This window comes from Pseudomonas fakonensis, from assembly GCF_019139895.1.
Classification (GTDB): domain Bacteria; phylum Pseudomonadota; class Gammaproteobacteria; order Pseudomonadales; family Pseudomonadaceae; genus Aquipseudomonas; species Aquipseudomonas fakonensis.
Genome location: NZ_CP077076.1, coordinates 3134560 through 3148587 on the forward strand (window position 1 = coordinate 3134560; position 14028 = coordinate 3148587).

13 protein-coding genes are annotated in these 14028 nt (G+C 61.0%); 5 read left to right on the plus strand and 8 right to left on the minus strand.

Annotated features, from left to right (window positions below):
• Positions 1–3: 3 nt before the first annotated feature.
• From druD to KSS94_RS13895, 4 genes are all read right to left on the minus strand, one after another.
• On the minus strand, positions 4–873 hold the full coding sequence (gene druD, locus KSS94_RS13880) for a Druantia-type antiviral defence protein DruD (protein WP_052196205.1): 870 nt from the start codon (positions 871–873) through the stop codon (positions 4–6).
• Positions 874–1031: 158 nt separating this feature from the next.
• Positions 1032–2924, minus strand: coding sequence for a hypothetical protein (locus tag KSS94_RS13885; RefSeq protein ID WP_217838681.1), 1893 nt, complete (start codon positions 2922–2924; stop codon positions 1032–1034).
• Positions 2921–4348 carry a hypothetical protein gene (locus tag KSS94_RS13890; RefSeq protein ID WP_217838682.1) on the minus strand — a complete coding sequence of 476 codons (1428 nt, stop codon included), beginning with the start codon at positions 4346–4348 and terminating at the stop codon, positions 2921–2923. The genes KSS94_RS13885 and KSS94_RS13890 overlap by 4 nt, the downstream gene beginning before the upstream one ends.
• Before the next feature lie 254 nt (positions 4349–4602).
• Positions 4603–5838, minus strand: a complete 1236-nt coding sequence (locus KSS94_RS13895; RefSeq protein WP_217838683.1) for a Druantia anti-phage system protein DruA — start codon at positions 5836–5838, stop codon at positions 4603–4605.
• Between the two features lie 762 nt (positions 5839–6600).
• Here KSS94_RS13895 and KSS94_RS13900 point away from each other — a divergent pair.
• The gene (locus KSS94_RS13900; RefSeq protein ID WP_217838684.1) at positions 6601–6846 is read left to right on the plus strand and encodes a hypothetical protein; all 246 of its coding nucleotides are present in this window, start codon (positions 6601–6603) and stop codon (positions 6844–6846) included.
• Between the two features lie 144 nt (positions 6847–6990).
• Positions 6991–7260 (plus strand): DUF3077 domain-containing protein, encoded by a 270-nt coding sequence (locus KSS94_RS13905; RefSeq protein WP_217838685.1) that lies wholly within the window; start codon positions 6991–6993, stop codon positions 7258–7260.
• Between the two features lie 200 nt (positions 7261–7460).
• Here the strand turns inward: KSS94_RS13905 and KSS94_RS13910 are convergent, their stop codons facing one another.
• Positions 7461–8195, minus strand: a complete 735-nt coding sequence (locus KSS94_RS13910; protein ID WP_217838686.1) for a PA3715 family protein — start codon at positions 8193–8195, stop codon at positions 7461–7463.
• 356 nt (positions 8196–8551) lie between these two features.
• Between KSS94_RS13910 and KSS94_RS13915 the strand changes: the two genes are divergently transcribed.
• Positions 8552–9559, plus strand: a complete 1008-nt coding sequence (locus KSS94_RS13915) for an SEL1-like repeat protein (RefSeq protein ID WP_217838687.1) — start codon at positions 8552–8554, stop codon at positions 9557–9559.
• A 126-nt stretch (positions 9560–9685) separates the two neighbouring features.
• Here the strand turns inward: KSS94_RS13915 and KSS94_RS13920 are convergent, their stop codons facing one another.
• The 3 genes from KSS94_RS13920 to KSS94_RS13930 form a co-directional block, all read right to left on the minus strand.
• Complete coding sequence (locus KSS94_RS13920; RefSeq protein WP_217838688.1) at positions 9686–9862, minus strand: hypothetical protein; 177 nt, start codon at positions 9860–9862, stop codon at positions 9686–9688.
• A gap of 30 nt (positions 9863–9892) precedes the next feature.
• Positions 9893–10198 (minus strand): hypothetical protein, encoded by a 306-nt coding sequence (locus KSS94_RS13925; RefSeq protein ID WP_217838689.1) that lies wholly within the window; start codon positions 10196–10198, stop codon positions 9893–9895.
• Between the two features lie 233 nt (positions 10199–10431).
• The gene (locus tag KSS94_RS13930; protein WP_217838690.1) at positions 10432–12540 is read right to left on the minus strand and encodes a TonB-dependent receptor family protein; all 2109 of its coding nucleotides are present in this window, start codon (positions 12538–12540) and stop codon (positions 10432–10434) included.
• 310 nt (positions 12541–12850) lie between these two features.
• Here KSS94_RS13930 and KSS94_RS13935 point away from each other — a divergent pair, with 310 nt between their 5' ends.
• Positions 12851–13273: a nuclear transport factor 2 family protein gene (locus KSS94_RS13935; protein WP_217838691.1), complete on the plus strand. Its 423-nt coding sequence runs from the start codon at positions 12851–12853 to the stop codon at positions 13271–13273.
• A complete protein-coding gene (locus KSS94_RS13940; RefSeq protein ID WP_217838692.1) occupies positions 13270–14025 on the plus strand; it encodes an SDR family NAD(P)-dependent oxidoreductase in 756 nt (251 codons plus the stop codon). The genes KSS94_RS13935 and KSS94_RS13940 overlap by 4 nt, the downstream gene beginning before the upstream one ends.
• Positions 14026–14028 lie beyond the last annotated feature (3 nt).

The following is a 14028-nucleotide window of genomic DNA, read 5'->3' on the forward strand; positions in this document are numbered from 1 at the left end:
CCATTACGGTCTTCCCTCTGCAATCTGGCGTTCAGTCACGTCCACGTGTAGCCCGGCAAGCGCTTGGCGCACGAGCGGAAACATCTCACGCGGTATCGAATAATCAATCGCCCCTGTGCCGCCAGGCGACGGCATTTGCCAGCCCAGCAGCAGCGCGCGTGTTTCCTCCCGCGGCAAGTAACGGTGCAGGCGTAGCCGAACCTGTGTTGGCGACACATACGCTCGAACTATCATGGGATGACCGGCTTGTGCGTCGAGGTAAAACTGCAAGCGCCTCGCCTGCCCCGGTCGCACTCCGGTGATCTGCCGCAGATGCCCGCCCGACACCTGGGCCACGAAGTACTCGAAACGTGGACCCGTGCGGCATCTGGCGAGAAAGAGACCTTCGGCGGTCGCGCAGGCAGGCAGTGCCATCCATTTGCCACTGGCGCGAATTGAAACGTTTGCAAGCGCATTCGTCGCAGGTTTCAGTTGCGCCTTGGCGCTCGTCAGTAACTGGGTCGACCACGCCTGCAATCCTTCGAGCGGCGCGCCGATCCATTCCTGTGGCTCCCAGACGTCGATACGTCCTGCGCAGGCATCAACCTCAGCCAGTCTGAGCCTTCCAGCACCGCGCATCGTTATGGACCAGGGAAAGGTTTGTGCAGGCCCACCGCCGGTGATCACGGCCAGCGTGCCTCCAAGGTTGATCGCCCGAGGCGGAGGGATTAGCCAACGTCCGCCTTCGAGTCGGACCAGATCCCCCAACTCCCCAAGGTCTTCCAGAATCGTTTTGACACCTGGTTCAGTTGCTTGCTCGTCGTCGAGCGCCGGCCACAGGGGGGTCAGTCGCCGACGAACTAGGCTCGTCAAACTGAGCGTGGATGCCGGCATCCAAGCGTCCCGATCAGTACGGGGTGCAGAGCACAGATAGGATGCAGCACGCAGGCACTCAGCTACTGCGGCGATCCTTAACCCTTCACCGTCACTGGTACAGCCCAAACCGGCTGCCAGGGTTTCCCGAGCGGCATCAAGATGGCTTCCTAGCCACTTCACTCCACAGGCTCCACTTGGGCAGCCTGCGCATCAATTTCGCTCAGGAGCTCAGCGGCGCTACCCTTAAGTGCCTCGAGCGGCCCCCCAAGTGATTGCGCCCAAGGCAGTGCCCACTGCTTCATCACGGCGTGAAGCGCTTGCTCCGCCGGGCCTGGTGATAGGAGTCGCAGTTCGGCGTACGCCCGGTCAGCTACCCGTAGCCACAAATTCCCTGGAACAAAGTCCACCTGCTTAAGGCGCTCCCTCAACGAGCTCGGCAACGCCAATAGCGTACCTTCCTCGGGATCGTGCAAGGCTTTCCAGCCATCCGCAGCCAGGTGGCCAAACTGCATCAGCGGCACCTGGGCGGATAACCCGCGCATAGCGAATTCATCTGTGTCAAACACGGGCCCGAGCTCGGACAGCGTTCCACCGTCTGGGAATGCCGCAGGTCCTTGAGTCCATGACGCAATCAGCACCAGGCGCGCATCCGCCATCAGGCTGAACTGGCGACGCGCCACAAGATCGCGGATGGCACTGCCATATACCTCAAACGCAGACCGGTTGGCCCCCTTGAGCAACAGGCATCCAGACGACTCGCTCACGGCCTCGAGGCAGTCGGTCGCGGCATCCTCCGACAGAAGCCCGACGGGAACCCGCCACTCATGGAAGATCGCCCCGCCTACGGCAGCTGCTACGGCATCGGCCATTAAGTCAGCCGTTGACCCTTTGAACTGGATCAACTGGCCGGCAATGACCGCTGCCAGGATAAGCCGTGCGTAACGCTTGGCATCGTTCTTCACAACACCGCATGCCTGAAGGTTGTTGGCAATGACTCCACAGGCAACATCGACAGAACCGACCTCAACAAACGGACCGGTTGCTTCGTTCTCGATCAAGCGTATGCGTGCGTGCCCACTGGTTTCGTGACGGGGACTGGTAGCCCGCAAATCAAGGTTGTCGAGGCGTTCGTGCAACGCCGCTAGGGTGACGGCCGAGACCTCCCAGTCGGGAATTCGCCCAGTGAGGGCGCTCAGTGCTTCTTCAAGCGCTAAAAGCTGCGGGCGCTCAGCCGCCAGGTCGGCGACTTGAACTGCGAGGGAGTCCACCGCTGCCGACATGTGCTCGTCATGGAGCTCAGAGCGCGCCAACGCTGCGGACATCTCTTGCTGCGACTTGGCCGTTGACTGCGCGAGCTCGCTCAGTTGCTGCCAGCGGTCAGTGGCACTGAGCAATGCAACACGCAATGCTTCGACATCACGGTCAAGATCAGAGAATTTACCCGCCAATTGCTCAAGCCTTTCGGTCGATGCAGCGGCACTTCCCTCCAGTTGGTCAATGCGCTCAGCGGTCTCTTCAGCCGCTGTTTCGGCCAGTTCAAAGTAACCTTCGATTTTATCTAAACGCCCCGGCAAGCCATCGATCATCCGGTCCCTGGCTAGGGTGGACGCCGGATGAAAGCTGCTCAGGACGGTCTGCATCGCCGAGTCTTCGGCGAAACAGCTGTATGCGGCCAGCCGTTCGACCGTTTCCCGAGAAGCGTCCGGGTACAAATCGGCTAACCGTTTGAAAAAATCAGCGCCTGTATCCGCCGGTGGGGAGGTCTTGTCTGCAGTGGGAAATGCGTTGTCCAACCGGCTCTTTGCCCACGCCACCCACAGGCTGGCAAACGCTTGCCAGTCTGCCTCCCCTTTCTGACCCGGCTGAGGGTGCACCAGGTGCCCGATCAAGCGGCGTTGTTTCTCCTTGAATTCCGGCGTGGATCCGCGCCTAAACCCAGGGATTGCGGTTTTACGGTCGAAGAACGACTTGCGAAAGGCATGGGGTACCTCTTCGACGAATTCGGCAATCATCGTGACTCCGAACGCCGAAATCCGCTCTCGTGCTTCTTGGCTGTACAGATAACTCATCGCAAGACCCCATTTCCTGAATATCGAAGGTCAAATCCACAGGCGCGCACTGCAGCCGCCAGTTGACGGTAGTGAGGGAGCAATTCCGGCCTGGGCACTGAAGCGCCAAACGCGCTGACCAGTGCCTGATCACTGCCAGAGAGTGCGGTTACCCCAGCAACGTTTAGTTGGGATAGAAAGCTCAGCAGGCGCAAGCGCAAGGACCGCTCGAGCGACAACACGGGCGTGGGGTTGGTCAACGGCTGGGTGGCACCGATGGCCAGCCGGCCTAATCCGCCAAAATCCAAATAAAGTTGGAACTGCGGGTCGGCAAGATAGTGTTTGAGCAGGCTATTGAGTGCCGATGGCAATTGGCATGCCTGTGGTGCGTGGTTAGCCAGCACCTCGCTAGACGTCAGTCGGTGGTATTCCTTATGCCCACTGGCTGAGACAACTTCCAGTGTGCCTTTGGCACCTCTCGGCATTGTGAGGGAGTCAAAATGCAGCTCCCGCGCTCGCGCGGCCATTACATAGGAGTGGATTTGCCGACGGTGTAATGAGGCAACGAGACGTTCGCCATGCTCGTCAGTGAAGTGCAGGTCCACCGTCGGGTGTTCAAAGCTTCGTCCCAACGATGTGCTCTTTGAATAAAACTTGTCGACATCCGGGAAGCCGCTCTTGCCGACCCTGAATTCGTCGCTTCCAGCGCGTATCACGGTGAAGAGCGCAGGTGATCGATCAGGGGCTGTTGCGGCAATGCGGTCATGCTGATTGACAGCTTGTAAGGTTGGCCCGCTGTCATGCGGCCCACCTGGCATCCTATGAGCAGCCAGGATGATCGCGTCGCACTCGATGTACTCAACCGTATTGATGCTCGCGTTGCGACTTAGAAACGGCCAGATGGTGGTGATCGCCGGTGCCGCCGGCATCACCCTCAGTTGGGTAAAGGCTTCCAGCCAACTGATGCAGGCATCTGAGGGGGCTTCTGGCACGCTGACCAGAGCTAAATTCCAGCCCTGTCGCGGCTTAAGCCAGTCCACCACAAGTTCTTCATGGAATTGCGGGTTCTCTGATGCCGCCCATACCAGGGCATAGGTTTCGCCGCGATTCAGTGATTGGGCGCGGGGAAACCCAGTTTCAGTGCCTCGACCAATGGCGGTGAATGCGGCCGCCCCCAGTGCCGGTAGACCCGGGCACGTCCGCGCAACGCCCGCGACAAACGAAGGGTCCGGTTTGCCTTCGAAGGACATGATCCGGTAGTCGTTCTTAGTGGGCTCGGCCATGACCCTAAAGCCTGAACTCATCCCGCGCATATCGAGCTTTTGTACCCTGCCACCGACATCGAGCTTGACGGAGGCATGACACGCTCGACAGGGGGGCAAGACCAATTCAAGCCACCACGCACCGGCGCTCTGCCCCTTTTTGATCAGCAGGCGCAGGTCCATCTGTCGCGTTGGCGATAGTTGAACCTTGTCCTGACTGACGTGACTCAACGATCCCGACATGAAATAGGCGCAGGAACTGGAGGACACACCACGCCAATGGGCAAAGTAGTTTTTTCGCGATGGCCCCGAACGGAGTCCGACCCGCTTTCGACAGTACGAACAAATATAACGAACGGTGCGTAATGCGATATCGGCGGTAACCGTTTTATTTGTGACCGGATCTATGGCGCAATCCATCGCTCATACCCTTCGCATTAAACCGCGCAAAGCGACAATGCAGTGCGACCCGAAACGCTGTGGCTGGGGGCGGAAAAATGCCGCGCCTGGCTGCCGTACAGGTCAATGAGATCTGTCGAGTTCCAATGGCGAAATTCGGGCCTGTTCCTTGAACGGGGAATCACCCATCGATTCAGTGCTAGCTCACCAATTTCCCCCACCGACAACAGCGATTGGGTATCCGGCTTTCCACTGCCGCCCTGCAGGAGTTTTGCGGCGTTGCCAGCCAGTTGGCTGATGAAGACTTCACGCTGGATACCGTGGCGCATCAGATCATCCTTGAAACCCAGTGCCTTCAGTGCTGCTCGCGTGGTGCGCAAGCGCCAATTAGGGCCCTGGCCGAAGGCATGTTGGTCGGCATACTGATGGTCCAGCTCACGGAGATAGTCTCGAAGCTCAATAAACAGCCAGTCGGGTATGTGAAAATGTCCCCAGCCACCGGTAAAGCCAATGGACTTGAGGTACTCCGTGCCATCCAGTTTCAATCGGTTGTAAACCGCAGAACGCCCCATCGACGAGGTCGTCACGACTGCCAGCAAACGCGCTTTTTTTTCGGTCTGCGAGATGATGCCCGTAGAGCCGCCGTAGGCACTGGCAAAATCATCATAAATGTCCCGACTGCGGAGCAGGCAAGCAACCAGCTTACCGCCTAATAATGCGTTGTAAGGTGGGACCGCGCCAAGCACATAGGCATCCATCAAGTTGACCAATCGGGCCGCCCTGTCCGCAGTGTCCCAACCGATGAATTTGTCTCTGACGCCAAGGTTGAAAACCGGATCACCTACGGCAATCAACCCCATCAGCTTGCCATTCGCCTGGTCCCAGACAAGGTAACGCAGGCGTCTGCCAAAACCGTTAGACACCGGGACGGACCACGACAATGACGCCAGCCGAAACAACTCACTTTGCCACGTGTCGGACGACACGCGTTCGAGTACTGGGGAAATCTTTTCGGGTACAACCTCGCCGCCATTCGCAAAGAATGGCATCAGTTTGGCACTGCTGCGCGCGATAAAGCGATCGCTTGCGTTTAGCCGCTCTTCGCGCTGGGCGCCGTGCAAGGCACGAATTGCTTCCTTACCCTTTCCAGGTGGGCACAGGGCACCCTCCTGGGTTCTTGTGAAACCGAGTTGCTGCAAATGCTCTCGCACTTTGCGCTTGAGATTCGCTTCTCGCGGATTAACTCCAATTATGATCGGTCTGCCGGTTGGCATCTTGCTGCATCCCTGCTTGGAGTTCTATTCAACGAAGTGGACGAAAATCAGGCCTTGCTGTTTCGCTCTATGCAGCTAGCGCTGCATCGGGTCCGATGCTACACCGCCCCCGACGTTTTAAGAAGAGCCGAACCGGCAAAATGACATCATGCCCTTCCAGTTTGCCCGCGGTCCTCATAGCGCAACACCTTTCCTGCTTTATCGTGAGGACACCTGCAATGACAGCAGCATACCGCTCGCGAACAAGTTCTTCTCGATTCGGCAAACGCCCCTTTAGGGGTGACAAAGTTGCAGACACCTCTGCGCAAGCCGAATCAAAGCGTAGACAAAATTTCAGGACCTGAAAGCTTGGCCTTCAAGGAATTGAACTCCGAGCCCCAGCAGACCGCCAACCGACATAACACGCAGAATGGCCAAACCGAAGCATGAAACTAGCAGCTCGGGCGCGACAGGCAGGCGCACCGCTCAAAAAATCAGACTTAACACCTTCCTTGTAGTCCATTTCCCAAACATACTCCCACCGCCCATTTTCCGTTGCAGCCGCCCTGCTCCACCTCTAGTCTCCCCCTGTCGCCACATCAGCGACACGGCTTTGACAGGCCGCGACGGTATATATGGACTGCAGCGCCTTCATGGCCGCTGTGCGTGGGGCACGCTTGCGTGCGCCGGAACTTCCTATATCCGCCGGTCTGTCAACCCACGCACAGCAGCCACCCAACCCGTTTGACAGCGGCGCGGCGTGGCCCCATTGGAGATATAGGAATGCTAAAGATCGTCCCCGACCCACCCCACCTCTACCCCCCTACCCTCGAAGACACCCTCATCCAGGCCTCCGAGTACGCACGCTGCGCCTTGGCCGTTTCGCACCAGGCGATCCAGCTACAGCCCAGATCGCCCGCCTCGACCTTGATACTGGCGTCCACCCACGAGCTCGAGTCACTGCGCGTGCTACTGGAGTCAGCCTTGATCCAGGTGCAGATGCCGGCTGAGCCGGGTGCGCGGCATTAACCCGTAGGTTTTTGTGTTGCCTGGGCTGGCGTCATTGCCAGCATGCTGGCTCCTGCATAGGCGCTGGCAGCGGCACAGGGGATTGTGTGAGACCAGTCCTTTCTCGGCGCCAGCCTGGGCCCTTGATGTTCAGGGAGTAGAACCATGAGTCACGAGCAAACGACTGAATACACCACCGTGGGCAAGACGCGGTTCTTCCAGGGTGAAGGCCATACAGCTGCACTGTTTCGCATCGAGCCGGGCATACCGTGCCGGCATGCGCGGGAGCAGGCTTCGGAGTTGATGGGCTATGTGCGGGAAATGACCATCAGCGGGCTGATGGATGAAAAGCCTGAGTTGATTTGGGCTTCGCATTACCTGAGCGCGCTGGCCAAGGCGTTGATGGATGATGCGGAGCTGGGGATGCGGGGTTGAGAGGCTGGCCATCGCTTTATTTGCCTCGTTGAGATTGTTATTGACCGGTTGTGCTGTTCAGTTAAGAGCGGCGTTGCCTGGATGGGGCTGCTTTGCAGCCCATCGCGACACAAGGCCGCTTCCCACAAGTGCAGCGTCAAGTCCGGCTTCACACGATCCTGTGGGAGCAGCCCCGCGAAGCAGATGCAGCGGCGGTTGCGTTACTGATCGGTCAGTTTCCTCGGCAACCGATACTGGTTTGCGCCATACGCGAAGTTGAACACTTTCCTTTGGCGCTTCTCGGTGTCGTCGCAGGTTTCCTCACCCGCGGCAACGCTAACCGTTACCCTCGACACCTCGGTCACCCGCAGGTCGGCAAACCCTTCCTTGCCAGGCTTGCCAACAGCCACTGTGCGGAGTGTCTCGCTGTGCTTGCCGGCGCAGTAACCTTGCCACTCGGCATAGCTTTCGCTGACCACCAGATGCCCCAGCAGCCGCCGCAACTGCGCGCCGTCTTGCAGGTACAGGCTCAGCGTCTCGTCACTGCCGGGGTTGGCCCGTGACATCACTGTGCGGTGCACGCGCACACCAAATGCCCTGCGCCCGGGCGCAAGCTGATAAGGCGCGGTGTCCAGTTTCAGGTCGTTGAAGGCCATCGCGTCGGAAACGATGGCTGCAGGCTCGTAGTTGTGCGCAAGGATCTTGCCACTGGCGGCATCGGCCAGCACAACAGCCAGCCCGTAGTCACCCTGCCCGTATTCATCGACGCTCTCCTTCATAGGTAACGCCGCCAGCACCTGGCTTGCATCTGCCGGGTTGGCCTTGCACACCGCATGTTCACGATCGAGCGCCAGCGTTGGGTGCAGGGTTTGCGCCCAGCTTTGCAGATGCTGCGTGCAATCGCCCCAAGCAACCACGGGCAGCGATAACAGCAGCAGTACGGTGATGCCACGCATGTTGATGCCTCATTCCCTTGAAAGCCGGGCATGGTATTACAAAACCGGTTGAGATGGCCTGGGAGAGCAATCTGCTCCTCGGCCCCTGCCCCGCCGATGTCTGACTTGCCGGCGCTATCGCGGGGCAAGCCCGCTCCCACGTGACGGGGTCGTGAGGTTTTTTGACGTCATATTCTGGACGCGGGGTTGCGTCACACCGATCCGCCATTAAAATAGTGGCACTTTTGACCCCGAGCCAGGCACTTCACGCTGACCGGGGCCTCAAGCCGCACGGATCGCGGCCCTTCGTCATACTGCCAAGCTCATTTGCCGATCCCTGCGTACATCCACTCCATCGCAAACCAGGGATCCTTCCATTGAAAGCCTTCGCCGCACTGCCGCTGGCACTGTGCACCATGCTCGCAGCATGCTCACCAACAGCCCCGCAACCCGTCCCGCTCAACGACACGCTGCCCAAGCTCGACTTGCAGACGCTGTTGCCGGCGGTTGAAGAAAATGCCCACTGCAAGCGTGCGATGGACGCAGAAATGCTCCATGGCGTCGGGGTAGCCTTGCAGGGCGAGCAAAACTACACCGAAGCCAAGGCTTGCCTGGCCATGGCCGCGCCCAGCTACACGCGTGCGCTATGCTTCCTGGCCACCAACGTCTCCCTCGAAGAAGGCGACGGTCCCGAGGTGGAGCGCAAGGCCTTCCATTACCAGGCTTACGCCGCCAGCCAGAATGACTCGTGCGCCGAGTTTGGGCTGTACTTCGTTTACCGCCGTGGCGACGAAGCCACCCCTGCGGACCCGGCGTTGGCCCAACGCTGGCTGGAGCGCTCTGCGCTGCACGGTAACGCCAACGCGCAAAGGACCCTGATCCAGCATTATCAGCAGCATGGCCAGCCCGGCACCAGTTACGCGTGGCTGAAGATTCTCGATGAACGCGGCGGCGCCCCGGAGTTGCCTGCGCTCAAGGCAAAGCTCAGCGCCCAACAACTGAGCGAAGGCGAAGCGCTGTACGCGGCGCTGAACCCACAGGTGCCCAACCGCCAGCAACTCAAGGATGAAGAGCGGCATCTGCTGGTTGCGTTTTACACAGGGATGGTACAGCTCGCGCACCCGACCCTCTTTGCCGGCATCACGCCACAGCAGCGGCACGATACGGTGAAGCGCGCAGTCGATACCGCCCTCGACCAGCTCGAGCTGCCAACTGTGGGCAAGGTCAAGGCCTATATCGTGGTCAGCCAGCTTGCGCAGCGCAAAGACGCCAACGCCGACCTGCTGCAGAACCCACAGATCGTCGCAGTGTTTCGCGATGACAAGCTCAAGTCAGCCGAGGTGCTGAGCCGCGCGAAAGCCATCGTCGATCAGGCTTACAACTGACCGAACCCGGCACGGCCGCTCCCACAGTTTGTGTGGGAGCAACTGTCTTGGCTGCCTGCGCTGGCCTCATCGCCGGCAAGCCGGCTCCTACAGGTACCGCATATGCCTGCAATTTCTGCGGGGTTTTCAGCGCCGCCCTGCCCGCACGCCGAGCACCAGCAGTACCACGCCCGGTAGCAGCAGGCCAGCGGCGGTGTAACCGAACGCGGCCTGGCCTGACGCGCCGACAGCGGCGAACGCGGCGCCTACGGCGATCAGCGTGGTGCCGACGATAGTGAAGGGTTGAGTGGCGGTTTTACGCATGCCGATTTCCCTGTCTGGTCATTTGAGATTTCACCCGCGCAACGTTCGGGCCGCCCAGAAGCATAACCAGGACATGAACAGCAGAAAACCCACGAACAGCAACGAGCAGGCCATGGATATCCAGTACAGGCCCGGCTGATCGGCCAAGGTGGCTACCGTAGAGGAGCCGCCCCGCAGGTAGATAAGGTGAACGCCACGGGCCAGGTCGTTGATCCATTTATAGGTCGATGCCAGCGCACAGAGTGCCATCAGGCAGCCGACCAAGGTGAAGCCCCAGGTGCCGGAACGTTTTGCAGGCTGCGGCTTGGGGTGGTTGCGTTTTGGTTTTTTACTCAAGGTGGTTACCACATTCCCTGTCTTGTACCGGCGCAGCTGGTACCGTTCCCTTTTTAAGCAAGCTGTGAACCGCGGCCTCTGTACAAGGAGCGGCCTTGTGTCGCGAAAGGGCTGCGAAGCAGCCCCAACAATTTTGCATGATGCCGATATCTTGGGGCCGCTGCGCGCCCCTTTCGCGACACAAGGCCGCTCCTACAGGGGCCGCCTCATATCGCAAAGTGCTCAGCGGCTATTTAAAACCGGTATTCAACCCCAGCCCCGGCGTACCACGACCGGCCTGGCGCCGCCTCGTAATACCGGCCATTGCTATCCCCCACAATCACCGACCCCACGTACTGCTTGTCCAGCAGGTTATCCACCCGCACCATCTCATACAGCGTAAAGCGCTCAAGCTTCTGCTCCATCCGCGCCCGCCAGTTGAACACCGTATACGCCGGCGCAGCCTTCTGGTCGTTGCTGTCCTCCACATACACCTGGCTGCGGTACTGCCCTTCCAGCGCAGTACTCAGCCCGGCCACCGGCCGCCACACCAGCTCGCCGAACAGGCTGTCGCGGGGCACGCCTGGCAGGCGGTTACCCTTCTCGATCGTGGCGTTCACATCATCCTGGTACGTTGCGTCCAGGTGGGTGTAGGCCAGGTTCAGCTGCCACTGCTCGGCCAACGGCGCCTGCAACCCGACCTCCAGGCCACGGCGCAGCGTCTTGCCGCCGTTGTCGTAGCTGGTGCGGCCCGAATCGGACCCAGCCACCACAATCTCGTCCTCGGTGTGGATCTCGAACAACGCCACGTTCAAGCGTGCCTGCTCGGCCAGGCGCATTTTCAAACCCACTTCGTACTGCGTGCTGGTAGCGGGCTTGAGGCCGAAGTTGAATGCCTCGCTGGCCCCCGGGGCGTAGGCCATTTCGGCCTGGGTCGGGGTTTCGAAGGCCTTGCCGACGCTGAGGTAGCCATTCAGGTCAGGTGTAATGGCATACATGACCGACGCCGTCGGCGTGGTGCGCTGGTAGGTTTTCGAGCCGCTGGAATCGCCATTGGACAGGTAGTGGTCATCCACCTCCATGTCCATGCTGCTGTGCCGTACCCCGGCCTCGAAGGTCCAGCGCTCCAGCTCCCAATGGGCCTGCACGTACGGGTCCAGGCTGGTGGCGGTGTCGACTTCGTCGCGGCGCAGTTCGCCTTTCACGCCCAGCACGTTGCCACTGTAGTTCTGGTAACCGCGGCGGTCGTCGCGGCTCTGGTCGTAGTCGACGCCGTAGGTCAGTGTCAGCAAGCCCGGCGCTGCGGTGATGGGCTGTACCCAGCGCACCGTGCCACCGTGGAACTCGCGGTCGAAGTCGACCACGCCGCCACCGCGGTTGTTGGGCGGCGTGCCCTTGGGAATGGACAGGTACTGGATGACACTGCGCTGCCCGGCATACAGGTTGAACTGCAGCGTGGCCTCGCCGAAGTTGCGCTCGTAGTTCATGCCGACCTGCTGGTGGTGGATGCTCTTGCGCGTGTTGTACTCCTCGGCGCGGCTGCTCACCGAGCGCGGGTCCGCCTTGTAGCCGGCCCAGGTCTGGCCCAGCGGGTCCTGGGTGCCGTTCTGCTCAAGGGTGCTGAAGGTCAGCGCCAGCCGGCTGTCGTCGTCGGGGCGCACATGTACCTTGGCGAAGGTCTGGTCACGGCGCGCGGCGCTGTGGTCGCGGTAGCCGTCGGTGTCCATGCGCGAGGCGTCCAGCACAAAGCCGGCCTGGTCATTACCGCCCTGGCCGTACAGGTGGTTTTTGACGAAACCGTCGCTGCCGAACAAGGTGCCGGCGCCAAGGGTCGCCGGCCCGCTGCCGTCCTTGGTGAACATCTGGACCACGCCGCCGGCATTGCTGCCGTAAATGGCCGAGGCCGGGCCGCGCAGCACTTCGATGCGTTCGGCCACATCCAGGTTCAGCGAGGCGGCCTGGCCCTGGCCGTCCGGGGTGCTGGCCGGGATGCCGTCGCTGAGCAGCTTGATGCCACGGATGCCGAACGCCGAGCGGGCGCCGTAGCCGCGGGTGGATACCTGCAGGTCCTGGGCGTAGTTCTGGCGGTTCTGCACCACCACCCCAGGCACCCGCCCCAGCGCTTCAGACAAGTTGACCCCGACCTGGCCGTCGCTGATCTGCTCTTGGCTCACCACATCCAGCGAGGCCGGGGTGTCGAAGGTCGAAGTGGGCACGTAGGTGCCGGTAACGGCCACAGGGTCGAGGGTGTAGCTCTGCTGCTCGGCGAAGGCCGGCGCGCTGGTGGCAAGGCAAACAAAATAAAAAGACACACGGGTACCGCAAGTGAGGTAGCGGTAACGGGTCCTGGGTTGGATCAGCATTGAAAAAATCTGCATTTACACGGTTGAAAGGCCCGTACAACACGACGGGCCGTGCAGTTTACTGCGCATCGCCCGAGGGTGCGCGGGCAATCGCCTCTGATTGACAGATTCATCGACTGTGCACGGTCCCACAAGCGTTAGGCTCGCCTGTAGGAGCCGGCTTGCCGGCGATACAGTTCCGCCCGCAACCGCACAGCGTTATTGCGAAATAAATCTGTACAACCGCGTTGACTTGTACAGATTCACACTTAGGCTTCAAGGTATACCTGTACAACAATCCAAGCTTGTACAAGATGACCTGGAGCCGCCCATGTCTGTCTACCTGCAGCAATTCGCCGAGCGTTTCGCCCAGCTGAACGCGGGCAACCTCGACACGCTGGCCAGCCTGTACAGCGAAGACATCGTCTTTCGCGACCCGCTGCACTACATTCACGGCCTTGCCGCCCTGCAGGCCTACTTCGCCCAGCTGTACGCCAACGCGCACAACATCCGCTACAGCTTCAGCGGCGCCGATGAAGTGGCACCAGGCCAAGGCTACCTGCGCTGGACCTTGCACTTTCGACACCCGCGCCTGGGCGGCGGCCAGCCGATCGAGGTGCAGGGTTGCAGCCACCTGCAATGGCGCCAGCGGGTGTACGCCCACCGTGACTACTTCGACGCCGGCGCCCTGCTGTACGAGCATATCCCGCTGATGGGCAGCGCCATTCGCTGGCTCAAGGGCCGGCTGGCGTGAGCCGCTGCTGGCTGACCGGCGCCAGCAGCGGCATTGGCGCGGCACTGGCGCACTGCCTGCTGGAACAGGGCCACCAGGTGGCCTTGGGCGGGCGCCACGCCGAGCGGCTGACGCCCCTGGCCGAACGCTACCCCGGGCAGGTGCTGCTGGCGGTCGGCGACCTCGACCAGCCGCAGCAGGTCGCCGACATCGTTGCGCACATTCAGCAGGCCTGGGGCGCGCTGGACTGCGTGATCCTCAATGCCGGCACTTGCGAGTACCTGGAGCCTGGGCATTTCGACCCGGCCTTGGTCGAGCGGGTGCTGCGCACCAACGTGTTTGCCCTGAGCCACTGCCTGGCAGCCGCCCTGCCCTTGCTGCGCGCCGGCCGCCAGCCGCACCTGGTGGTGGTGGGCAGCTCGGTGAGCTGGCTGGCCCTGCCCCGCGCCGGCGCCTATGGTGCCTCCAAGGCGGCGGTGCGCTACCTGGTGGAATCGCTGCGCATCGACCTGGCCCATGAGGGCATCGATGTCACCCTGGTCAGCCCGGGCTTTGTCGACACACCGCTGACCCGGCGCAACGACTTCCCCATGCCGCAGTTGTGGTCAGCGCAGCGCGCCGCTGCACACATCGCCCGGCGCCTGCCACGGCGCCCACTGGAAATCACCTTCCCTGGCATGTTCACCTTCGTGTTGCGCCTGCTCGGGGCCATGCCTGTGCGTCTACGCTTGGCATTGGGCCAACGGATGGCACGCCGGCACAAGGACGGATAAGCC

What these genes read in the sequence shown, in the direction of transcription:
- KSS94_RS13930 (WP_217838690.1), bottom strand. Translation starts at nt 12,540, where the DNA reads ATGCTGATCCAACCCAGGACCCGTTACCGCTACCTCACTTGCGGTACC.
- KSS94_RS13935 (WP_217838691.1), top strand. Translation starts at nt 12,851, where the DNA reads ATGTCTGTCTACCTGCAGCAATTCGCCGAGCGTTTCGCCCAGCTGAAC.
- druD (WP_052196205.1), bottom strand. Translation starts at nt 873, where the DNA reads ATGCCGGCATCCACGCTCAGTTTGACGAGCCTAGTTCGTCGGCGACTG.
- KSS94_RS13905 (WP_217838685.1), top strand. Translation starts at nt 6,991, where the DNA reads ATGAGTCACGAGCAAACGACTGAATACACCACCGTGGGCAAGACGCGG.
- KSS94_RS13885 (WP_217838681.1), bottom strand. Translation starts at nt 2,924, where the DNA reads ATGAGTTATCTGTACAGCCAAGAAGCACGAGAGCGGATTTCGGCGTTC.
- KSS94_RS13890 (WP_217838682.1), bottom strand. Translation starts at nt 4,348, where the DNA reads ATGGACCTGCGCCTGCTGATCAAAAAGGGGCAGAGCGCCGGTGCGTGG.
- KSS94_RS13910 (WP_217838686.1), bottom strand. Translation starts at nt 8,195, where the DNA reads ATGCGTGGCATCACCGTACTGCTGCTGTTATCGCTGCCCGTGGTTGCT.
- KSS94_RS13900 (WP_217838684.1), top strand. Translation starts at nt 6,601, where the DNA reads ATGCTAAAGATCGTCCCCGACCCACCCCACCTCTACCCCCCTACCCTC.
- KSS94_RS13895 (WP_217838683.1), bottom strand. Translation starts at nt 5,838, where the DNA reads ATGCCAACCGGCAGACCGATCATAATTGGAGTTAATCCGCGAGAAGCG.
- KSS94_RS13920 (WP_217838688.1), bottom strand. Translation starts at nt 9,862, where the DNA reads ATGCGTAAAACCGCCACTCAACCCTTCACTATCGTCGGCACCACGCTG.